Genomic DNA, 22,283 nt, shown 5'->3' on the forward strand with positions numbered 1-22,283 from the left:
TGGATGCAATCCGGGGAATCTCCCCCCGGATTGCATCCAGGCTACGCGTCACGTTCGCTCTTCTAGCTGCTTGTGGCTTGCAGCTTGCCGCCGGTTTTTTAGGCATACTAAGCGCCATTCGCTACTCCGCCAGGTATCGCCCCGCCCATGCTTCGCATCCTTGCCCTGATTCTGCTCAGCAGCCTGATCGCTCCGGCCATCGCCGATCAGCGCGCCGATACCCAGCGCCAGCTGGAAGCGGCGCGCCAGGACGTCGCCGAGTTGAAGAAATTGCTGGAGAAACTGCAGCAGGAAAAATCCGGCGTGCAGCAGCAGTTGAAGAAAACCGAAACCGAGATGGGTGACCTGGAAGGCCAGGTCAGGGAACTGCAGCGCGAACTCAAGGACAGCGAGCAGGAAATCCGCCGCCTGGATCAGGAGAAAAAAAAACTCCAGAGCGCACGCACTGAACAGCAACGGCTGATCGCCATCCAGGCCCGCGCGGCCTATCAGAGCGGCCGTCAGGAATACGTCAAGCTGCTGCTCAACCAGCAGAACCCGGAAAAATTCTCCCGCACCCTCACCTACTACGACTACCTCAGCCAGGCGCGCCTCGAACAGCTCTCTGCGTTCAACGAGACCCTGCGCCAACTGGCCAACGTCGAACAGGAAATCACCAATCACCAGGCTCAGCTACAGACGCAAAAGGCCGAACTGGATCAGCGTCACGCGCAACTCGCCGAAGCCCGTAAGGAACGCCAGCAGGCGCTGGCCAAGCTCAACCGCGACTTCGCCAGCCGCGATCAGCGACTCAAGGCGCGCCAGCAGGAACAGGCCGAGCTGGGCCGCGTACTGAAGACCATCGAAGAAACCCTGGCGCGCCAGGCGCGCGAAGCCGAGGAGGCACGCAAGCGTGCCCTGGCCGCACAGCAAGCGCGCCCGGGTAACCCGGCAAGCGCTCCGGCCAGCGGCCCTCTGGTCAGTACCGGCGCCGTCTACGGCGGGCCTTTCGCCAGTGCACGCGGCAAATTGCCGTGGCCGGTAGATGGCCGATTGGTAGCACGCTATGGAACCCCGCGCGGCGGCGACGCTCGTACTAAGTGGGATGGCGTGCTGATCGGTGCACCTGCCGGTACTCAGGTACGTGCCGTGCACGGCGGTCGCGTGGTTTTCGCCGACTGGTTGCGTGGCGCCGGTCTGTTGGTCATTCTCGACCATGGCAATGGTTATCTGAGCCTGTACGGCCACAACCAGAGCCTGCTGAAGAATGCCGGAGACGTGGTCAAGGCCGGCGACCCCATCGCTACCGTTGGCAGCAGCGGCGGTCAGGAGGCTTCGGCACTGTACTTCGCCATTCGCCAGAACGGTCGCCCGAGTGATCCGGCACAGTGGTGCCGCGCGCAGGGATAGTCAGGCCTCGAGTCTGATGGCGCCTCATTCATTTAGGAGTTCTTTTCATGTCTCATCGCTTCCGCCCCACCTGCCTGGCCCTGGCCCTCGGGCTGCTGCTCGGCGCTCCAGCCCTGCATGCCGCCGAGCCGGCCCCTGCGCCGGCAGCAACGGCGAGCGGCAAGGCTCCGCTGCCGCTGGATGATCTGCGTACCTTCGCCGAGGTGATGGACCGCATCAAGGCCGCCTATGTCGAGCCGGTGAGCGACAAGACCCTGCTGGAGAATGCCATCAAGGGCATGCTCAGCAACCTCGACCCGCATTCGGCCTACCTCGAACCAAAAGCCTTCGCCGAACTGCAGGAAAGCACCAGCGGCGAGTTCGGTGGCCTGGGCATCGAGGTCGGCATGGAGGATGGCTTCGTCAAGGTGGTATCGCCCATCGACGATACTCCGGCATCGAAGGCCGGTATCCAACCCGGCGACCTGATCGTCAAGATCGATGGCCAGCCGACCAAGGGCCTGTCGATGATGGAAGCCGTGGACAAGATGCGCGGCAAGGCCGGCAGCAAGATCGAACTGACCCTGGTGCGCGACGGCGGCCGCCCGTTCGACCTGACCCTGACCCGCGCCGTGATCAAAGTGCGCAGCGTCAAGAGCCAGATGCTCGAAGACGGTTACGGCTACCTGCGTATCTCGCAATTCCAGGTCAACACCGGCGAGGAAGTCGGCAAGGCGCTGACCAAGCTGCGCCAGGAGAACGGCAACAAGAAGCTGCGCGGCCTGGTCATGGACCTGCGCAACAACCCGGGCGGCGTGCTGCAGGCCGCCGTGGAAGTGGCCGACCACTTCCTCAAGAGCGGGCTGATCGTCTACACCGAAGGGCGTATGGCCAACTCCGAGCTGCGCTTCAACGCCGACCCGGCCGATGCCAGCGAAGGCGTACCACTGGTGGTACTGATCAATGGCGGTAGCGCCTCGGCTTCGGAAATCGTCGCCGGCGCGCTGCAGGATCACAAGCGCGCGGTACTGATGGGCACCGACAGCTTCGGCAAGGGCTCGGTGCAGACCGTGCTGCCGCTGAACAACGACCGCGCGCTGAAGCTGACCACGGCACTGTACTTCACACCCAATGGCCGTTCGATCCAGGCCCAGGGCATCATCCCCGATATCGAAGTGGCGCGCGCCAGGGTTACCCGCGAGCAGGACGCCGAAGGCATCAAGGAAGCCGACCTGCAGGGCCACCTGGGCAATGGCAACGGCGGCGCTGATCGCCCGAGCAAGGCCGCACAGGCAGCACGCGCCGAACGCCCGCAGGACGACGACTACCAACTGAGCCAGGCGCTCAACCTGCTCAAGGGGCTGAACGTCACACGCGGCAACTGAGCCAAGCCGACCAGATAAGGCTCCCGAGGCACCTACCATAGGTGCCCCGGGAGCCGGCATCGCTACAGAATCGTAGGAGCCGGCTTGCCGGCGATGCTTTTCGCCAGCAACGCCGGATGGTTATCGATACGTTGGATCGCCAGCAAGCTGGCTCCTACAGGCTCATCTTCCTATGCCTCACTGACAGGCATCAGCGTTTCCGCAGAGCACCGCAAAGCCGCCTAGTTCGCGCTATCGCACGGTTACAGATAATTCTCGGTAATGTCGTCGATGAAACCTTCGCTGCGCAGCTCATCCAGCGCCTTCTGCAGACGCTGCACCACCTCGTCCGGGGTATCCTTGTTCAGGGCCAGATACAGCTCGGCATCCCTGAAACGCAGCACGGTATTGAGGCCAGTGACGTCTTCCTGCTTGGCCAGATAACGCCCCACCGGGTCGGTGGTGGCCCACAGGTCGATTTGCCCGCGCACCAGCTTCTTCACGTTCTCCTGGTCACGCAGGGCGTTGATCGGAGCTAGCCCCTGGCTTTCCAGGTGCTGGCTGACCGCATCGTTCTTGTAAGCACCGACGCGGTACTTGGCGGCATCCTGCAGGCTCGACACCTTGATATCGCTGCCCGGGGCGGCGAGCAGCACCCAGCCGGTCTTGGCCAGTGGGCCCACCCATTTGAACAGCGGCTTGCGCTCTTCGGTATAGGTGGTGGAGAACAGCCCGTAGTTGGGCTTGTCCAGGGTCAGGCGATAGAGGCGATCCCAGGGGAAGCGCAGGGTCAGGGTGTAATCGATGCCGGCACGCTTGAACATTTCGCGTACGATGTCGGCACTGATGCCATCGATGCCGTCGTCACGGGCGAAGTTCTTGTCGTCCACCGCCATGTTGAAGGGCGGGAAATTCTCGGTTAGCAGCACCACCTTGTAATCCTGCGGCAACTCCGCGTGCGCGGAACCGCAAAGCATGAACAAAGCGACAAACAGGCTTTTCTTCAGAGTTTTCAGCATAAGACGTACCGCTCGCATGATTTTTGGTTATGGCTAGCGACATCCTTGCATGGGCCCGAGCCCGGTCATTGGCACTCAGCGGCTCCGCCATCCATGGCCAGCGACCGACTCGTGGCCGGTCGCGTGTTCGGTGCTTACAGGTAGCTGTTCAGAGTCTTGTCCACGAAGCCTTCGGCGCGCATCTGATCCAGCGCCGCCTGCAGCCTGGCGACGATCTCATCGGGCATGTCCTTGTTCAACGCCAGATACAACTCGGCACTGTTGAAGCGCAAAACGGTCTTCAGGCCAGAGATGCCCTCCTGCTTGGCCAGGTAGCGACCGGCCGGGTCTCCCGTCGCCCAGAGCTCTATTTGCCCGGTCGCCAGCTTGCGCGCATTCTCCTGGTCACGCAGCGAGGTGCTGTGCTCGACGCCCTTCTCGGTCAGGTATTCGGAGATGGCATCGCCCTTGTAGGCGCCGATGCGATGCGACTTGGCCTCGTCCAGGCTGGTCAGGTTGATCGGGTTGTCACCTTTGGCCAGTAGCACCCAGTCGTCCGGGCCGATGGGGCCGACCCATTTGAACAGTTGCTCGCGCTCCGGCAGACGGGCAGTGACGAACACGCCATAACCCGGTTTTTCCAGGGCCAGCTTGTAGATGCGGTCCCAGGGGAAGCGCAGGGTCAGGTTGTACTGAACCCCGGCACGCTTGAACATTTCCTTGACGATATCCACGGCGATGCCGTTGATGTTTTCTTCCTGGGCGAAATTCTTGCCATTGACCGCCATGTTGTAGGGCGGGAAGTTTTCGGTCAGCAGGACCACGGTGTAGCTTGGGTCCACTTCGGCGCGCACCGCACCAGCAAGCACCATAAGGGTGCCACCCAGCGTGATCAGCAGGCGTTTGAACATGGCATTTCTCTTTCTAGTAATGAGGCAGACCGCCACAGGATAACCGCCAAGCCCTCCCCAGCCCAGCGATTGCCGGCAATCTCACTCAGTAGCGGGCCTCGATGCCCTTCAATGCACCCTCGGCCCGCAATGCGTCCGGGGCACTGTGCAACTTCTGAACCAGCTCATCCGGGGTTGCAGATTGAGCGCCAGGTAAAGATCTACCGAGTTCAAGTGCTGAACGACCTTGAGACTATCCACACCTTCCTGGCCGGCCGTGAGCGGCCCGGCCTGACTGAAGGCGATCCACAGGTCGATCTAACCTTTGTCGAGTTTCCGGACGTTTTCGGCATCACGCAGTGCAGCCTGCACCTCTATGCCTCTGTCCAGCAGGAACTGGGTCTTGGCATCGCCTTTGTAGCCGCCTATCCGGTATTGCCGCGCGTCTTTGATGCTGGCCAACTGGATCGGGCTGTCGCTCTTGGCAAAAGCACCCAGTCGTACCTGGAAATGGGGCCGACCCATTTGAACAGGCTCTCACGCTCCGCTGTGCGCGCGGTAGAGAACACCCCGTAACCGGCATCGTCCAGCGTCTGCTGGTATACGCGCTGCCAGGGGAAACGCAGGATCTGCTGGCACTCGACCTCTGCACGCCCGCATACCGCACGCAGGATATCCGAGCTGATACCGGTGACACCTTCGTCACGGGCATAGTTGGTACCGGATACCGACACATTGAAAGGAGGCATATTTTCCGTCAGCAGCACCAATGGCGCTGCGTGGGCAATGCTGAGGCCAGATGCAAGGGCCAGGTGGTTACGAATCGAAGAAGAAACATGCAGACTCCGTGTCGAAATGCTCGGCAACAAGCAGCCCCGTGCAATCGCGCGGGTTCTCAAGGCTTGTGATTAACGCGTAATGCTAGCTGGATCGCTGGCACTTTGCCGTCGACTCGCCCGCAGCTTTCGCACCCGCCTTGTTGAGTCCGCCACAAGGCCGCAACTGCGGCCCGAGAATAGAAAACCTAGCGCACCACGATGCCACGGCTGGCCAGATAGGCCTTGGCCTCAGGCACGGTGTATTCACCGAAGTGAAAAATACTCGCAGCCAGCACCGCGTCGGCCTTGCCTTCGAGAATACCGTCGGCCAGGTGCTGCAGGTTGCCGACACCGCCGGAGGCGATCACCGGCACGCGCACGGCCTCGCTGATGGCGCGGGTCACACCGAGGTCGTAACCGCTCTTCACGCCGTCCTGATCCATGCTGGTGAGCAGGATCTCGCCGGCGCCCAGCCCTTCCATCTTGCGCGCCCACTCCACGGCATCGAGGCCGGTCGGCTTGCGCCCGCCGTGGGTGAAGATTTCCCAGCGCCCCGGCGCTACACGCTTGGCATCGATGGCGACGACGATGCACTGCGAACCGAAGCGCGCCGCGGCCTCGCCGACGAACTCGGGGTTGAACACCGCCGCGGTGTTGATCGACACCTTGTCAGCGCCGGCATTGAGCAGGTTACGGATATCCTGCACGGTACGCACGCCGCCACCGACGGTGAGCGGGATGAACACCTGGCTGGCCATGCGCTCGACGGTGTGCAGGGTGGTGTCGCGACCGTCGACGCTGGCGGTGATATCGAGGAAGGTGATCTCGTCGGCACCCTGCTCGTCGTAGCGCCGAGCGATTTCCACCGGGTCACCGGCATCGCGGATGTTCTCGAACTTGACGCCCTTGACCACGCGGCCGTTGTCCACGTCGAGGCAGGGGATAATGCGTTTAGCCAGTGCCATACGGAGCTCCCATAGGGTGGGTGCAACCCACCGATAAAGATTGCGTCAATTGCGGCGGGTTTCACCCGCCCTACGGTTTAACCCTTGAAGTTATCGCAGAAGCTCTGCGCCTCGGCCACATCCAGGGTGCCTTCGTAGATGGCGCGGCCGGTGATGGCGCCGATGATGCCGGGCGAACGCGCCAGCAGCAGCTTCTCGATGTCGCCGAGGTTGTGGATGCCGCCGGAGGCGATCACCGGAATGCGGCTGGCGGCAGCCAGCGCGGCGGTGGCTTCGACGTTACAGCCCTGCATCATGCCGTCTTTGTCGATGTCGGTATAAACGATTGCCGAGACGCCATCGGCCTCGAAGCGCCTGGCCAGGTCGGTGGCCTGCACGCTGGACACTTCTGCCCAGCCGTCGGTGGCGACGAAACCGTCCTTGGCATCCAGGCCGACGATGACCTTGCCGGGGAAGGCCTTGCACGCCTCGGCAACGAACTCCGGCTCTTTGACCGCCTTGGTGCCGATGATCACGTAGCTGACGCCGGCGCGCACGTAGTGCTCAATGGTCTCCAGGGTACGGATGCCGCCGCCGATCTGGATCGGCAGGGTCGGGTAGCGCTTGGCGATGGCGGTGACCACTTCACCATTGACCGGCTGGCCTTCGAAGGCGCCGTTCAGGTCGACCAGATGCAGACGACGGCAGCCACCCTCGACCCATTTGGCAGCCATGCTCACCGGGTCATCGGAAAACACCGTGGAGTCTTCCATACGGCCCTGGCGCAGACGCACGCAAGCGCCGTCCTTCAGATCGATAGCGGGGATAATCAGCATCGGTTGAACCTGCTCAAGTTTGAATTCAGTAAGGCGCTCAGCTCTTCTCGAGCGCCCAGAGGTCGCTCTCGATGCTTTCGAACCTGTCTTTCAGGTGCGCCTGCACATCGAGAATCGCCTTGTTGTAATAGTGCGGCGCCAGCTCGCGGGTGATCTGGTCGAGGACTTCCTGCACTTCGAAGGTGCCCAGCTGCAGCTCGAAACGCTCATCGAGAAAGCGTTGCAGCATCAGCAGCGCGGCCTGCTCCTGGGCAGGCTCGAGCGCGAGACTGGGGACCTTGCTGCGGGCCATTACCAGCGCCCATCCCAGGCGGCGAAGTTCTGCAGCAACTGCAAGCCATGGGTATGGCTCTTCTCCGGGTGGAACTGCACGGCGAAGCGCGAGCCCTCGGCCAGTGCCGCTGCGAAGTCCTTGCCGTAGTGGCCGCGACCGACCACCTGCTGCGGCTTGCCGGCCTCGATGTAATAGCTGTGCACGAAGTAGAAGCGTGCGCTGTCCGGGATGTCGTGCCACAGCGGGTGTTTGACCGCCTGCGCCACTTCGTTCCAGCCCATGTGCGGCACCTTCAGGCGCTCGCCATCCTCGGCCAGATCCTTGCCGAAGAAGCGCACCTGACCGGGGAACAAGCCGATGCAGTCGACGCCGTCGTTCTCCTCGCTGCGCTCGAGCAGCGCCTGCATGCCGACGCAGATGCCGAGGAACGGACGATCGGCACTGACTTCACGCACCAGCTCATCGAAGCCCAGGCGCTTGATCTCGGCCATGCAGTCGCGGATCGCGCCGACACCGGGGAACACCACGCGGTCGGCCTCGCGAATCACCTTGGCGTCCGAGGTCACCAGCACGCGGCCGGCGCCAACGTGCTCCAGCGCCTTGGCCACCGAGTGCAGGTTGCCCATGCCATAGTCGATTACGGCTACCGTCTGCATTTACAAACAGCCTTTGGTGGAAGGCATCTGTCCGGCCATGCGCGGGTCCAGCTCCACGGCCATGCGCAGCGCGCGGCCGAAGGCCTTGAACACGGTCTCGATCTGGTGGTGGGTGTTGTGCCCACGCAGGTTGTCGATGTGCAGGCTGACCAGCGCGTGGTTGACGAAGCCCTGGAAGAATTCCTGGAACAGATCGACGTCGAAGTTGCCAACCACCGCGCGGGTGAACGGCACGTGCATCTGCAGGCCCGGGCGACCGGAGAAATCGATCACCACGCGCGACAGCGCTTCGTCCAGCGGCACGTAGGAATGGCCGTAACGGGTCATGCCCTTCTTGTCGCCGATGGCCTTGGCGAAGGCCTGGCCGAGGGTGATGCCGACGTCCTCGACGGTGTGGTGGTCGTCGATATGCAGATCACCCTTGCACTCGATATCGAGATCGATCAGACCATGACGGGCGATTTGGTCGAGCATGTGCTCGAGAAAGGGCACACCGATATCGAAGCGCGCCTTGCCGGTGCCATCCAGATTGATCGAAACCTTGACCTGCGTCTCCAGGGTGTTGCGCTCGACGAATGCCGTACGTTCGGCCATCACCAGCTCCACAAAATTGCCAACGGAAGTCGGGTAGGGATAGGCCATTGCTGGCCCATCCCCCCCTAAGAACCGTACGTGCGGCTTTCACCGCATACGGCTCAAGCTTACGAAAAAACCAAGTAGCTTGGCCGGCAACGTACGAAGTGTTGCGTCGGATTCTACAGCTATAAGCCGCTGAATCGTAGAGTTACCTCTTGGCGCTGGCTGTGAACCAGCGCATGGCAGTTGGGATGAAGCAGTGTGCGATTACGTAAAGTATCCGAACCGCCGTCCACACGCCTGATGACGTGGTGATCGTGCCAGCCCGTTTCCTTACTCACCGCTTGCCCGCAAAGGGCACAAAGCCCTTTTTGTCTGCGGAAGATGCTGAGTATTTGTCCCCGATAACGCAGCTTGTGCTGCATCCGTTGAACCCTCAGCGCCTCCCATTCCAGCTCGCGCTCCGCGTCGTAGGGGGTGTAATCCACCGACAGACGCTTGTGACGCACGATTGCGGTTCCCGCCAACAGGTATAGCCGGCGGTACTGCTTTTCCCCCTTGCCATTCTTGTAGGGGTACGCGAACACCCAGCTCTGCCCGCCTATGGATCGGAAGTATTTATTCCTGATCCAATCAGCCGACTTCCTCGGATGCCTACGTTTCGCCCACCTCCAGATTCGCCAAAAGATCAGATGATCCAGCTTGCTGAAGGTTTGTTTTGCCACGACCGGGGAGTGGTATTGTGCCCACCCCTTCAGTACCGGGTTCAGTTGGCCGATCAACGCTTCCTGCGTCAGTGCCCCACTACTTTTGATGATCTCGCGCACCTTCCTATACAACGCCGAAGCGTTCTTCTTCGAGGGCTTGATCAGCAGCTTGGCCTTCCTGCGTGGTGACTTCGGCACGTACTTCCTGAAATTCCACCCCAAGAAATCGAATCCCTGGTGAATGTGCGTGATGCGCGTTTTCTCCCGAGATAACTCAACCCCTCGTACTGACAGGAATTGCTCTACCCAGGGCTTGACCTCTTCCTCCAGCAGCTCTTTCGAAGCCGCCAGGATCACGAAGTCGTCCGCATACCGTACACACTGCACCTTGGTCTTCTCGGCCTTCTTGATGCCTAGCTTCTTCGCCAGATGACGTTTCAGCTGAGTTTCCAGACCGTTCAGAGTGGCATTGGCCAGACAGGGCGAAATAATTCCACCCTGCGGCGTCCCGGCTTCCGTTGCCATGAGTTGTCGCCGGTCGATAACCCCGGCTTTTAACCACTTGCGCAGTACCTTCGTGTCCATCGGGACATTCAGGCACAACCAGTCGTGGTTGATGTTGTCGAAGAAGCCCTTGATGTCGCCTTCCAGAATCCAGACCGGCGCCGTTTGCGGCGACAGCAGGTGGAAAAGCTCAACCATTGCGTCAGCAGTCGAACGATCCGGGCGAAATCCATAGGACTTCGGATCGCTGGTGCTTTCGATTACAGGCTCCAACGCTTGCAGATGCAGCGCCTGCATGGCCCGATCCAACATCGTCGGGATACCCAGCGGGCGCCTCTCATGCTTACCGGGTTTCGGTATCCAGACCCGCCGTAGCGGTTTGGGCCGATAACCCCGTTGTTTCGACAGACTTCCCACAGCACGGAGCTTGGCCTGGGGCGATCCCCAGGTTTCTCCATCGACGCCCGGAGTCTTACGACCCCGGTTCTCCGTGACTCGTCGTACAGCCAAACAGCGGCCGTAAAACGAATAGGTCAGCATCCGTTGCAGGCGTTTAACCCTGCGCCAGTTACCTTCCTGTGTTGCCTGCGCAATCTTTAGCTGCGTTTTCCGAACGGCTTGCTGAATGGTGGCCCAATCAAGATCGTGCCAATTCATCACTCCGCCGGAGGGCGCAGACGCGACCGGTGTTGCTGGTTGCGTTTTCATACAGTCCTCCTGAGATGAACGACATTCAGGACGGACTACTCCCCTATGGGCAGTAGTCGCCCATAGGGTCGTTTGGTTATCGCTGGAATCAGCGGCTCTTCTTGCGCTCGTAAACCAGATGCACGTCAGCCAGGGTTGCCCCTGCCGGTGATGTTTCAACCGGTATGCCACCCATTACAGGCGGCCATTCGCTTCTTGCATCCTCCCATTCCCCACACCCATCAGCGCCCCTTGCGGTTTGCCTGCCTGACCATGCTGCTGGTCAGGCGAGTGGTCGGGATTGCCACGTTCCCCGAGTCGCATCTATTCCCCGTTTAGGCTTCGTCTTTCCCCCGGTAGTCGTATTGGTACCGCAGCGCATCATCCCACTGCGCTGTCCGACTACATGCCGATTTTGGCTAGGGCCAATAATTGCCGTAGGCCTATCCGTAGTTACGAAGGTTCAGGCGACGATTCACATGCGTTAGCCATGCGGGTTGGGTCATTAGCCTCGTTACGTCCGTGCAATTCGGACGTATAGCGTTCTCCGTCACCGGATAACACCCTCATAAGAGCGAGATATTGTTAATCGGGCTTCACGCCCCAGGGTTGGCCCCTGACGCATGCCGATCTAATGAACTGGCAGGTACATGCCAGGCTCGGTGCTTCCTATACAAGCGAAGTTGAGCAATGCGATTCGGAGCTTTGCGCTCCGTGCTTGGTTCAACACCCTACAACGTCTCACGACGGTAAATTGGCTCACTGCCGGACGTGCGAGGGTGAGTTCTGCCCGGAGGGCAAATTCACCCTCGGGTCAGACATTTTTAGTAACAATTCGACGATAGCTGAACGTTACTATCCTGTTTCTGTAACCGCTCATTGACCCATTTTAGGGTTTGAACAGATACAGCTTTTGTTATCCATCCCCGCCAAAACGAAGCGTTTCCAGGGTGTGGATTAACCAGGCTGAGCCGGTTTGTTGAATGCTTTTTCGGGCTTCAAACCCCCTGATAGCAAGGGATTAAGGTGCCTAGGCGCATTAACCAAACCAAGCACGACACGTTCAACGTGTCGCACAAAGGCCAGCATTATAGGCGGGCCAGGGCGGCAACGGCTACCGGCGATGGTCGGACGGGCAGATACGAAAAAAGCCCGCGCAGGCGCGAGGCCTGAGCGGGCTTTTCCCAGAAGCACGACGTTACTGGAACAGCACGACGGTCTTCTGCAGGGTGATCCACACACCCCAGGCCAGCGGAATACCCACCACCAGCCAGGCGGCGACTGCCACCGGCTTGCTCGACGGATCAGCCGACCACTCCAGTTCGCTCGCTGCCGGTGCCGATTTCTCGCCATGGGCGCGCTCGGCGGCCAGCTCGGCCTCGGTCATGAAATACTTCGGCGCCACCGGACGCACCAGGGCGTTGCAGATGAAGCCCAGCACCAGCAGGCCGGCGAGGATGTACAGGGTGATGTCGTAGGCTGCCGCCTTCTCCACACCGATGCTCAGCTGATATTCGCGCAGGTAGTTGACCAACACCGGGCCGAGCACACCGGCCACCGCCCAGGCCGTCAGCAGGCGACCGTGGATCGCGCCGACCATCTGTGTGCCGAACAGGTCGGCCAGATAGGCCGGCACGGTGGCGAAACCACCGCCATACATCGACAGGATCACGCAGAACGCCAGCACGAACAGCGCCAGGCTGCCCAGCTGACCCAGCATCGGCACCGCAGCATAGAGCGCGAAGCCCAGGCCGAAGAACACGAAGTAGGTGCCCTTGCGCCCGATGAAATCCGAGCAGGAGGCCCAGAAGAAGCGGCCACCGATATTGAACAGGCTGAGCAGACCGGTGAAGCCGGCAGCGATAGCGGCGATCTCGGCCAATTGCGCGGCGCTGAGTTCGTTGAAGGCCAGGTCGACGCCGATCAGCTTGCCGGCGAACACCTCCTGCAGCAGCGGCGAAGCCATGCCGATGATGCCGATACCGGCCGACACGTTCAGGCACAGTACGGCCCAGACCAGCCAGAACTGCGGGGTTTTCCACGCAGTATTAACGTGCACGTGCCCTTTGGTGATCATCGCGTTGTTGGCCTTGGCTGCCGGCGCGGTCCAGCCCGCCGGTTTCCAGCCGGTCGGCGGCACACGGTAGGACAGCGCGCCGCCCATCATGAAGACGAAGTAGATCACCGCCATGACCACGAAGCTCTGCCACACACCGACACCTTCAGGCGAAGCGAAGTGGTTCATCAGCATCGCTGCCAGCGGCGCACCGACCATCGCACCGCCACCGAAACCCATGATCGCCATACCGGTGGCCATGCCACGCTTGTCCGGGAACCATTTGATCAGGGTCGAGACCGGCGAGATGTAACCCAGGCCGAGACCGATGCCACCGATCACCCCCGAGCCCAGCCAGAGCAGCCAGATCTGATGGGTATAGATACCCAGCGCGGAAATCAGCAGACCGCCGCACCAGCACAGTGCGGAAACCACGCCTGCCTTGCGCGGACCGGCATGCTCCAGCCAGCCACCCCAGATGGCAGCCGAGCAACCGAGGAAAACGAAGAACAGGGTGTAGATCCAGCCGAGCATGGAAATCTGCCAGTCGCAGTTGCTGGCGAAGACTTGCTCGAAGAAACCCATTTCCGGGGCACAGGCCGTGGCAGCGGTGATACCGACCGCCTTCGACAGCGGCAACCAGAACACCGAGAAGCCATAGGCCATGCCGATGCACAGGTGAATGGCGAGGGCGGCTGGCGGAACCAACCAACGGTTGAAACCAGGGCGCGCGATGATGCGCTCCTTGGACAGAAATGCAGGCTTCGCCACATCGCCGTCCAATACAAAGGCGTCAGTCATAGGTGTGTCTCTTCTTATGGTTACGAGCAAGCAAAGGCGACCGCATCAGCCCACCAAGGCAAAAGCTTGCGGAGAGTAGCACCAGGGCGCGACAAATCGCCGCGCAAGAAGCCATTCTTTATCAATTTATGCAGTTTTTTTGCTTTTCCCGCAAAAACCCAAAAGACCCTATCTATGGCGCGATAGATGGTGTCGATACACCCCACCCTTGCACGCCTTATTTGCTTGCCGGGGAACCGCCCGCAGCGTTTTCCATCCAAACTCGAGCCGGTTACCGCCCACCCGCCTTGCCAGGCGCCTGGCCGTGAGGCATGGCGTTATAATCGGCGCTCATCTGCATCCGCCATTCCAGCTCTCAAAACCAAGGACCCGTTCATGAAAGCGTTAGGCAAGATCCTGGGCCTGTTCCTTCTCGGCTTACTGCTGATCGTAGTGGCGCTGCTGTTCGCCCTGACTCATCTGTTCGATCCCAACGACTACAAGGACGAGATCCGCCAGATCGCCCACGACAAGGCCAACCTCGACTTGCAGCTCAAGGGGGACATTGGCTGGAGCCTGTTTCCCTGGCTGGGCCTGGAACTGACCGACGCCACCCTGGCCAGCGCCGACACCCCGGACAAACCCTTCGCCGACCTGCGCATGATCGGCCTGTCGGTGCGCGTGATGCCGCTGCTGCGCAAGGAAGTGCAGATGAGCGATATCCGCGTCGACGGCCTCAACCTCAATCTGCAGCGTGACGATAAAGGCCATGGCAACTGGGAAGGTGTCGGTCGCCCCGCTCAGGCCAGCACAACGCAACCCACACCCAGCGAGCCGGCGCCGAGCGCAGAAACGCCGCCGAGTCAGCCAAGTGACAAACCAGCCGGCCAGCCGCTCAAGCTGGATATCGACAGCCTGACCCTGAGCAACTCGCGCATCGACTACAGCGACGCGCAGAAGGGCCAGCAATTCACCTTCGAGAATATCGAGCTGAAAACCGGCGCCATCCGCGAAGGCGCCAGTATCCCGGTCAAACTCAGCGCCTTCTTCGGCACCAACCAGCCCCTGCTGCGTGCACGCAGCGAGGTTGAAGGCCAACTGCGCTTCGACCGCGCGCTCAAGCGCTATCAATTCGAAGACCTGAAACTGGCCGGCGAAGCCTCGGGCGAGCCACTCAAGGGCAAGACCCTGAATTTCTCCGCCCAGGGCCAACTGCTGGTCGACCTGGCCGCCAGCGTCGCCGAGTGGAATGGCCTCAAGCTCTCCGCCAACCAGTTGCGCGCCATCGGCGAAATCAAGGCGCGCGAACTGAACAAGGACGCGAAGATCTCCGGCGGCCTGTCCATCGCCTCGCTCAACCTGCGCGAGTTCCTCGACGGTATCGGCGTCGAATTGCCGCCCATGCAGGCCAGCGATGCCCTCAACCAGTTCGAACTGGTCAGCCGCCTGAACGGTTCGAGCAAGGGCATGATGCTCGAAGAGCTCAACCTCAAGCTCGACGGCAGCACCTTCACTGGCAACCTCGGCGTAAGCGACTTCGCCAAGCAGGCCCTGCGCGCTGACCTCAAGGGCGACAAGCTCGATCTGAACCGCTACCTGCCGCCCAAAACCCAGGACAGCGCCGCTGCCGCACGCAAGGCCGAAGTCAAGGAAAGCATCGCTGACGCCGGCAAGGACGGCACCACCCCGCTGCCCAATGCGCCGACCCAGCAAGCCTGGAGCAGCGAGAAAGTGCTGCCGGTGGATCACCTGCGCAAACTCGACCTGCAACTGGCCCTCAGCCTCGCCCAGCTCACCTATGACAAGCATCAGCTCAGCGACGTCAACCTCAAGGCCAATGGCCGTGGCGGCCTGATCACCGTGGAAGAAGCGCGCGGCAAACTGCAGGGCGGCAGCTTCGTCGGTAATGGCCGCATCGATGTGCGCCAGGCCGAGCCGATGCTCAGTCTGGAACAGCGCCTGACCCGCATGCCGCTGGAACCGCTACTGAAGAAGGAAGATCAACCTGCCCCGATCAAAGGGCAGCTCGACCTCGACGCCAAGTTCAACACCCGTGGCAACAGCCAGAAGGCCTGGATCGAAGCGCTCAATGGCACCGCCAGCTTCGTCCTCAATGATGGCGTGCTGGTCGACGCCAATCTCGAGCAGCAGCTGTGCCGTGGCATCGCCACCCTCAACCGCAAGGCGCTGAGCAACCCGCCAACCGGCAAGGACACCCCCTTCCGCGAACTCAAGGGCAGCCTCAGCGTGCGCGACGGCGTCGCCCACAACCCAGACCTCAAGGCTCAGGTGCCGGGCCTGGCAGTCAGCGGCAACGGCGACCTCGACCTGCGCGTGCTCGGCCTCGACTACAAGGTGGGCATCGCCCTGGAGGGTGACCAGCGCGAAATGCCCGATCCGGCCTGCCAGGTCAACGAGCGCTACGTCGGCATCGAATGGCCGCTGCGCTGCCGTGGCCCGCTGGAGCTGGGCGCCAAGGCCTGCCGCCTGGATCAGGACGGCCTCGGCAAGATCGCTGCACGCCTGGCCGGCAACAAGCTGACCGAGAAGTTGGAAGAAAAACTCGGCGACAAGGTCAGCCCGGATCTGAAAGACGCACTCAAGGGCCTGTTCAACCGATGAGTCCCGAGCAATTCAACGGCGCCGTACTGGCCTGGTACGACCAGCACGGGCGCAAGGATCTACCCTGGCAGCAGAACATCACGCCGTATCGCGTCTGGGTCTCGGAAATCATGCTGCAGCAGACCCAGGTCAGCACCGTACTCGGCTACTTCGACCGTTTTCTGGCCGCGCTCCCCACGGTGCGCGACCTCGCCGAAGCGCCGGAAGACGAAGTGCTGCACCTGTGGACGGGCCTGGGCTACTACACCCGCGCCCGCAACCTGCAGAAAACGGCGCAGATCGTCATGCGTGAGCACGGCGGCGAGTTCCCGCGCAACGTCGAGGCGCTCAGCGAACTGCCCGGTATCGGCCGCTCCACCGCCGGCGCCATCGCCAGCCTGAGCATGGACATGCGTGCGCCGATCCTCGACGGCAACGTCAAGCGCGTGCTGGCGCGCTACGTGGCGCAGGAGGGCTATCCGGGCGAGCCGAAGGTGGCCAAACAGCTGTGGGACGTCGCCGAGCGCTTCACCCCGCACGAACGGGTCAACCACTACACCCAGGCGATGATGGACCTCGGCGCCACCCTGTGCACCCGCAGCAAGCCGACCTGCCTGCTGTGCCCGGTGCGCAGCGGCTGCCAGGCCCATCTGCTCGGTCTGGAAATCCGCTATCCCATACCGAAGCCACGCAAGACGCTGCCGCAGAAACGCACCCTGATGCCGCTGCTGGTCAACGCCGCCGGCGACATCCTGCTCTATCGCCGCCCTTCGACAGGGCTGTGGGGCGGCCTCTGGAGCCTGCCAGAGCTGGACGATCTCGCTCAGCTCGAAAGCCTCGGCCAGCAGCAACAGCTCACATTCGGCGCACGCTGCGAACTGGAAGGCCTGACCCACACCTTCAGCCACTTCCAACTGGCCATCGAACCCTGGCTGATCGAAACCACCGAGCAACCCAGCCGCGTGGCCGAGGTCGACTGGCTCTGGTATAACCTCGCCACCCCGCCGCGCCTGGGCCTCGCCGCCCCGGTGAAGAAGCTGCTGAAACGCGCGGCGCAAGCCATTACCGCTGGAGAACCGACATGACCCGCACCGTACAGTGCCGCAAATACAAACAGGAACTGCCCGGCCTGGATCGCGCGCCCTACCCCGGCCCCAAGGGCGAAGACATCTTCGCCAACGTTTCCAAGCAGGCCTGGGACGAATGGCAGAAGCACCAGACCATGCTGATCAACGAGCGCCGCCTGAACATGATGAACGCCGAAGATCGCAAGTTCCTGCAGACCGAGATGGACAAGTTCCTCTCCGGCGAGGAATACGCCCAGGCCGAAGGCTACGTGCCGCCAAGCGAATAAGCATGCCTGTGGGAGGGGCTTTAGCCGCGACAGGAACTGGTATTTCCACACACCAGCCGCCGGGCTCTCGATAGCGGTGCGCACGGCGCACCCTACCCCTCACGAACCTAAGCGCCCGAAATAATTAAATATTTTTCAAACCCGCGCTTGACACTGACCCTTCAAATCCGTCTAATAGCGCCCCGTTGGCCCAGGTAGCTCAGTTGGTAGAGCAGGGGATTGAAAATCCCCGTGTCGGCGGTTCGATTCCGTCCCTGGGCACCACTAATTTCAAGGACTTAGCGCAACGCTTGGTTCAGTCCCACACTCCAGTGGTACAGTTTCGGTACAGTGCCGGCACTTTGCTACTGGAGATGATGATGGCGACAATCGTAAGAACTCCCTCTGGTACCTGGAAAGCTGTCATCCGCAAGCAAGGATGGCCCACGGCTTCCAAGACCTTTCGCACCAAACGTGATGCCGATGACTGGGCTCGCTCCACTGAGGACGAGATGGTTCGCGGTGTATACCTGCGCCGCTCCCCCTCCGAGAAGATGACTCTAGAGAAAGCCCTTGGGCGCTACCTAGAGGAAGTTACCCCGACCAAGAAAGCCTCCACGCAAAAAGCCGAGCAAACCAAGGCCGCCGCGCTCATCCGCCACCTCGGCAAGTATTCCCTCGCAGCCCTTTCGGCCGATGTAATCGCCGAGTACCGCGACAAGCGCCTGAAGGAAGCTGTCCGCACGAAACACAAGGAAGGCAGCGACGTCGCCCCGAAAACCGTCAGCGCCAACACCGTCCGCCTTGAACTGGCCCTACTCAGCAACCTCTTCACGGTTGCCATCCAAGAGTGGCGAATCGGACTCCCCCAAAATCCCGTACTGAATATCCGCAAGCCAAGCCCTGGGGAGGGGCGCGATCGACGACTCACCCCTGACGAAGAACGGAAGCTGTTCCAGGCCGTGAACGCCTACCACAATCCAATGCTTGGATGGATCGTCAGGATCGCCGTGGAGACCGGCATGCGCTCCTCAGAGATCACCTCGCTACGCAGGCACCAGGTAGACGTCAAAAACCGCGTGGTGAAGCTCCTGGACACGAAAAACGGGGAAAGCCGCACCGTACCGCTGACCCAGGCAGCAACCCAAGCCTTCAAAGAGGCCCTGGAAAATCCCATACGCCCCATCGATACCAATCTCATTTTCTTCGGCGAACCAGGCAAGGACGAAAAGAGAAGGCCCTATGTCTTCTCGAAAGTTTGGAATGGGATGAAAAAGCGGCTCGGCATGGCAGATTTCCGATTCCATGACCTTAGACATGAAGCCGTGAGCAGGCTTGTGGAAAGCGGCCAGCTCACTGATCAGCAAGTTGCAGCAATCAGCGGGCACAAATCGATGCAAACGCTCAAGCGCTACACACACCTTCGAGCAAAAGACCTGGTCAAAGCACTAGATAACATCGACCAGTCTCGCCAGGAGGCAAGGCCTAGCGCCTGACTCAAGCCCGCCTCCGGCATCCCTGCCGGCGCTGGTGGCCAGGCCCCGGGCAAAAAGCCGCCCGGCGCCTGGCGCGGCATCCACGCCTCACCAGCTCGATTGACGCGATCGAGTCATCGCGAGACTTTGCACGGTAAGCTAGAAGCACCTGCCGAGGTCGACTTCCATGACAACCCCTGTAACGAGCATATCAAACGCCTTGACCGCCTTGGCAAGGGCCCCGCTGGCCCAGGCAGCGCCTGAGACGCTTATCGAGGTCGCCCTGCTCGTCTGGTACGACCCCGACCCCCTCCCCTCGCTAAAACGCACCCTGGATGCCTTGGAAGGCATCCAGCAGCGCCGCGCTAGATTCGCCCTGGACGTGATCCGCCGCTACCCCTGCATAGAGCTCGAACGCCAGCGGGCGCTACGCGACCTGGTAGATCTGAAAGTTAGCTTTGAGGGAGGGTCAATGGTGGATCTGCTCAATGCCTGGGACCTGGACGAGACCGAAACCCCGAACACCAAGGCAATCCTTCCCTATCAGACCAGACATTACGCTGATGAGCGCCGCAAGCAAGCTAGCAGGACGCGACTGCCTCGCTAAAACAGGCCAGTAGGCTGGCGACACAATCGCCCCCGTTCGACGCCAAGCCCGGATGAGACCAAATCCCTTACAGAAAGAGGTTCGGCGTGCCAACGTACTGATAGCGGCCCACAGGCAAACACACCAATATCTACACGCGTGCTAGACTCCCAAGCTTTTTTAAGCTTGGCTCGCTATCGTGCGGGCCTCCTCTAACTCATTGGAAGGCGCGAAGATGACAGTGACCGAAGTAGTCACGACCCTCAAACCCGTAGCTGTGATCGTCCAGCAGGGCAAGGTACTCGACTTCATCGACGGGCGGACTCAGCGCGAGGAAACGCCTGAAGAGTATGTGCGTCAAGAGATCGCCAAATCTCTGGTGCGCGAGTACGGCTATCCCAAGAGCAACATTTCAGTTGAGTTCACTTTACGCCTTGGCTCACGCAAACCAAGAGCCGATCTCGTAGTATTTAACGCCGGCGATGAGCATGATCAAATTAATGCACATATTATTGTTGAATGCAAAGAGCAAAAGGTAAAGTCGAGTGACCGAAAAGAGGGTGTCGGCCAGCTGCAGAGTTATATGTCCGCCTGTCCGAACGCAATCTATGGCATGTGGACCAATGGGCTAGAACGCTTTTGCTACAAAAAAATTGAGCTCAACGGAAAGATCGCTTACGAAGAACTTCCGGACCTACCTGGCTATGGCCAAACAGAAGATGAAGCTGAAAGACCAGAGTTTGATCAACTCAAACCCGCATCTTCCGACGCCTTACTTTTTGCATTTCGCCGATGCCACAACTACATTGCTGGAAATCAGGGCTTGCAAAAGCCGCAAGCTTTTTGGGAGCTACTCAAACTTATCTTTTGCAAAATTCACGACGAGCGAAATAGCGAAGTAGTAGAGTTCTACGCCGCCGGCAACGAACGTGCTGGAATTAATGGCCCCCTGAAAGTTAAAAAACGCCTTGACACACTTTTTGACGCCGTAAAGAAAGAATATCCAGCGATCTTTACACAAAACGATGTCATCGAGCTAACTCCCCAGGTTTTAGCCTATCTGGTTAGCCAGCTCCAAATGTACTCTCTACTTGAAAGTGATGTAGATGTAAAAGGACATGCTTACGAAGAAATCGTAGGCTCAAACCTTCGTGGAGATCGTGGAGAGTTCTTTACGCCTCGCAACGTCTGCAATATGGCTGTGGCAATGTTAGACCCATCAGAAGGCCAATTAATGCTGGATCCTGCATGTGGCACTGGGGGGTTCTTGATCGCCGCAATGAACCATGTAATCGAGAAGATCCGCACCTCGGAGCTAGAAAAGTGGAAAGGCGACATTAAGCGGGCTGAGCTAAAAATCGTCAATCGCATTGCTAAGTTCGCTGGTTCGTGCATTGTCGGCCTCGATTTCAACCCGGAGTTGGTCAAGGCCACAAAGATGAATATGGTCATGAACAATGACGGTGCGGGAGGGCTATATCAAGCTAACTCCCTAGCAAGCCCTGCAGTTTGGGAGGAAAGCCTTCGCGATCGATCCCTTCTAGGGAGCGTCGACCTAATCTTCACCAATCCTCCGTTTGGATCGAAAATCCCGGTTGACGATCCAGCAATCTTGGAAAAATATGAACTTGGTCATTCTTGGTCATATGATGAAAAATCCGACATTTGGATCAAGGGGGACGGCATTCAAAAATCTCAGCCCCCCGAAATTCTTTTCATTGAACGCTGTGTAAAGTTTCTAAAACCTGGCACAGGGCGCGTAGCAATGGTTTTACCCGATGGAATCCTAGGATCACCAGGCCTAGGTTATGTGCGCCAATGGATACTCAAAAACACCCAAGTTCTTGCATCTGTAGATCTGCATCCTGATACTTTCCAACCAAATGTCAGCGTCCAGACAAGCGTGCTTGTCCTTCAACGCAAATCCAATGAATTGGTAAAGCTTGAAGAGGCCGCAGGCCGCATGAACGAATATCAAGTATTTATGGCGGTAGCCAATCATGTCGGCCATGACAAACGTGGCAACACCACTTACGTTCGTGACAAAAAAGGAAACGAGGTAGTCGAAGAGATTGAGCAGAGCTTTAAAGAATATGAAGATGGCCAAATAGTTTATAAAAAGCAAAAGACCCAACGTAAAGTTGTTGACGACAACACCATGCAAATCGCTCAGGAGTTTCGCAAATGGCTCTCCGAGCAAGACTAAGCGCCCCTCGCGAAGAAAAAGATCAGTGGCCCTGGCATAAGACAAAGAGTCTAGCCCTGCCTGTTTCTGCGCTCTGGAACAATGAAAGGCGCATGGAGGCTGAGAGTTACCTTTCGAGCGGATATGGTCTACGCCTAGCTCTTGAGGCCAAACTCTCAGTTCACGAACGCCTCGGGGCGCTTGCTAACGTCTGGCAACCATCTCGCCTCAAAGGGATCACTGTTGGTGAAGAGTATGGCACACCATTTCTGGCTGCCACCCAAGTTTTCGATCAAAGGCCTGTGCCTCGAAAATTTCTTTCGCTAGATCGAACCGACAGCTCAGCTAATCGTTTCGTTACTGCTGGAACCATAATGCTTACATGCTCCGGCTCTGTTGGCCGGGCAACTTTAGCGACAGACTCGATTAAAGGAATACTCATCTCCCACGATCTGTTAAGGATTGAAGCGACTGAGCCTAAGTATCGTGGGTGGGTTTATGCGTTTCTACGCTCACCCACAGCACGGGCTATGATGACTTCGGCTCAATATGGCCACATCATTAAACATCTAGAGCCTTCCCACTTGTATGCATTGCCTGTTCCCCAATGTCATCAACCTAAGCTGCAGCCCTGCCCAAGGCAAC

17 protein-coding genes, 1 tRNA gene and 1 pseudogene are annotated in these 22,283 nt (G+C 59.8%); 9 read left to right on the forward strand and 10 right to left on the reverse strand.

Annotated elements, in window-relative coordinates:
• The first annotated feature begins 147 nt into the window (after window positions 1-147).
• Both N5J71_RS20170 and N5J71_RS20175 read left to right on the forward strand, forming a co-directional pair.
• Window positions 148-1,389: a murein hydrolase activator EnvC family protein gene (locus N5J71_RS20170; protein ID WP_116620252.1), complete on the forward strand. Its 1,242-nt coding sequence runs from the start codon at window positions 148-150 to the stop codon at window positions 1,387-1,389.
• Window positions 1,390-1,436: 47 nt separating this feature from the next.
• The gene (locus tag N5J71_RS20175; protein ID WP_084341601.1) at window positions 1,437-2,753 is read left to right on the forward strand and encodes a S41 family peptidase; all 1,317 of its coding nucleotides are present in this window, start codon (window positions 1,437-1,439) and stop codon (window positions 2,751-2,753) included.
• Window positions 2,754-2,995: 242 nt separating this feature from the next.
• On the opposite strand, the gene N5J71_RS20180 is transcribed toward N5J71_RS20175, so the two are convergent.
• From N5J71_RS20180 to N5J71_RS20225, 10 genes and pseudogenes are all read right to left on the reverse strand, one after another.
• Window positions 2,996-3,751, reverse strand: a complete 756-nt coding sequence (locus N5J71_RS20180) for a substrate-binding periplasmic protein (RefSeq protein WP_039965313.1) — start codon at window positions 3,749-3,751, stop codon at window positions 2,996-2,998.
• 134 nt (window positions 3,752-3,885) lie between these two features.
• Window positions 3,886-4,641 (reverse strand): substrate-binding periplasmic protein, encoded by a 756-nt coding sequence (locus N5J71_RS20185; protein WP_003464157.1) that lies wholly within the window; start codon window positions 4,639-4,641, stop codon window positions 3,886-3,888.
• 85 nt (window positions 4,642-4,726) lie between these two features.
• A pseudogene (locus N5J71_RS22590) lies at window positions 4,727-5,458 on the reverse strand (substrate-binding periplasmic protein).
• A 186-nt stretch (window positions 5,459-5,644) separates the two neighbouring features.
• Window positions 5,645-6,403, reverse strand: coding sequence for an imidazole glycerol phosphate synthase subunit HisF (gene hisF, locus N5J71_RS20195; protein WP_003464161.1), 759 nt, complete (start codon window positions 6,401-6,403; stop codon window positions 5,645-5,647).
• 77 nt (window positions 6,404-6,480) lie between these two features.
• The gene (gene hisA, locus N5J71_RS20200) at window positions 6,481-7,218 is read right to left on the reverse strand and encodes a 1-(5-phosphoribosyl)-5-[(5-phosphoribosylamino)methylideneamino]imidazole-4-carboxamide isomerase (RefSeq protein ID WP_003464164.1); all 738 of its coding nucleotides are present in this window, start codon (window positions 7,216-7,218) and stop codon (window positions 6,481-6,483) included.
• A gap of 37 nt (window positions 7,219-7,255) precedes the next feature.
• On the reverse strand, window positions 7,256-7,510 hold the full coding sequence (locus tag N5J71_RS20205; protein WP_003464166.1) for a DUF2164 domain-containing protein: 255 nt from the start codon (window positions 7,508-7,510) through the stop codon (window positions 7,256-7,258).
• Window positions 7,510-8,148 carry an imidazole glycerol phosphate synthase subunit HisH gene (gene hisH, locus N5J71_RS20210; protein ID WP_003464167.1) on the reverse strand — a complete coding sequence of 213 codons (639 nt, stop codon included), beginning with the start codon at window positions 8,146-8,148 and terminating at the stop codon, window positions 7,510-7,512. Before hisH ends, N5J71_RS20205 begins: the two co-directional genes overlap by 1 nt.
• Window positions 8,149-8,742: an imidazoleglycerol-phosphate dehydratase HisB gene (gene hisB / locus N5J71_RS20215; protein ID WP_003464169.1), complete on the reverse strand. Its 594-nt coding sequence runs from the start codon at window positions 8,740-8,742 to the stop codon at window positions 8,149-8,151.
• A 167-nt stretch (window positions 8,743-8,909) separates the two neighbouring features.
• Window positions 8,910-10,643, reverse strand: a complete 1,734-nt coding sequence (gene ltrA / locus N5J71_RS20220) for a group II intron reverse transcriptase/maturase (RefSeq protein ID WP_279917525.1) — start codon at window positions 10,641-10,643, stop codon at window positions 8,910-8,912.
• Window positions 10,644-11,820: 1,177 nt separating this feature from the next.
• Window positions 11,821-13,479 carry an OFA family MFS transporter gene (locus N5J71_RS20225; RefSeq protein WP_084340873.1) on the reverse strand — a complete coding sequence of 553 codons (1,659 nt, stop codon included), beginning with the start codon at window positions 13,477-13,479 and terminating at the stop codon, window positions 11,821-11,823.
• A 375-nt stretch (window positions 13,480-13,854) separates the two neighbouring features.
• Between N5J71_RS20225 and N5J71_RS20230 the strand changes: the two genes are divergently transcribed.
• The 7 genes from N5J71_RS20230 (at window position 13,855) to N5J71_RS20260 (ending at window position 21,659) form a co-directional block, all read left to right on the forward strand.
• Entirely contained in the window at window positions 13,855-16,080 is a 2,226-nt protein-coding gene (locus N5J71_RS20230) for an AsmA family protein (protein ID WP_279917527.1), read from the forward strand.
• A complete protein-coding gene (gene mutY, locus N5J71_RS20235) occupies window positions 16,077-17,144 on the forward strand; it encodes an A/G-specific adenine glycosylase (protein ID WP_279917529.1) in 1,068 nt (355 codons plus the stop codon). The genes N5J71_RS20230 and mutY overlap by 4 nt, the downstream gene beginning before the upstream one ends.
• Window positions 17,141-17,413: an oxidative damage protection protein gene (locus tag N5J71_RS20240; RefSeq protein WP_003464177.1), complete on the forward strand. Its 273-nt coding sequence runs from the start codon at window positions 17,141-17,143 to the stop codon at window positions 17,411-17,413. The genes mutY and N5J71_RS20240 overlap by 4 nt, the downstream gene beginning before the upstream one ends.
• Before the next feature lie 188 nt (window positions 17,414-17,601).
• Window positions 17,602-17,677: transfer RNA gene (locus N5J71_RS20245), tRNA-Phe, on the forward strand.
• Between the two features lie 95 nt (window positions 17,678-17,772).
• Window positions 17,773-18,888 carry a site-specific integrase gene (locus N5J71_RS20250; protein ID WP_034062327.1) on the forward strand — a complete coding sequence of 372 codons (1,116 nt, stop codon included), beginning with the start codon at window positions 17,773-17,775 and terminating at the stop codon, window positions 18,886-18,888.
• 166 nt (window positions 18,889-19,054) lie between these two features.
• On the forward strand, window positions 19,055-19,474 hold the full coding sequence (locus tag N5J71_RS20255; protein WP_034062319.1) for a hypothetical protein: 420 nt from the start codon (window positions 19,055-19,057) through the stop codon (window positions 19,472-19,474).
• 214 nt (window positions 19,475-19,688) lie between these two features.
• Window positions 19,689-21,659, forward strand: a complete 1,971-nt coding sequence (locus tag N5J71_RS20260) for a type I restriction-modification system subunit M (RefSeq protein ID WP_079389692.1) — start codon at window positions 19,689-19,691, stop codon at window positions 21,657-21,659.
• Window positions 21,660-22,283 lie beyond the last annotated feature (624 nt).

It is taken from the genome of Ectopseudomonas oleovorans (genome assembly GCF_029845265.1).
Lineage (GTDB): Bacteria > Pseudomonadota > Gammaproteobacteria > Pseudomonadales > Pseudomonadaceae > Aquipseudomonas > Aquipseudomonas oleovorans.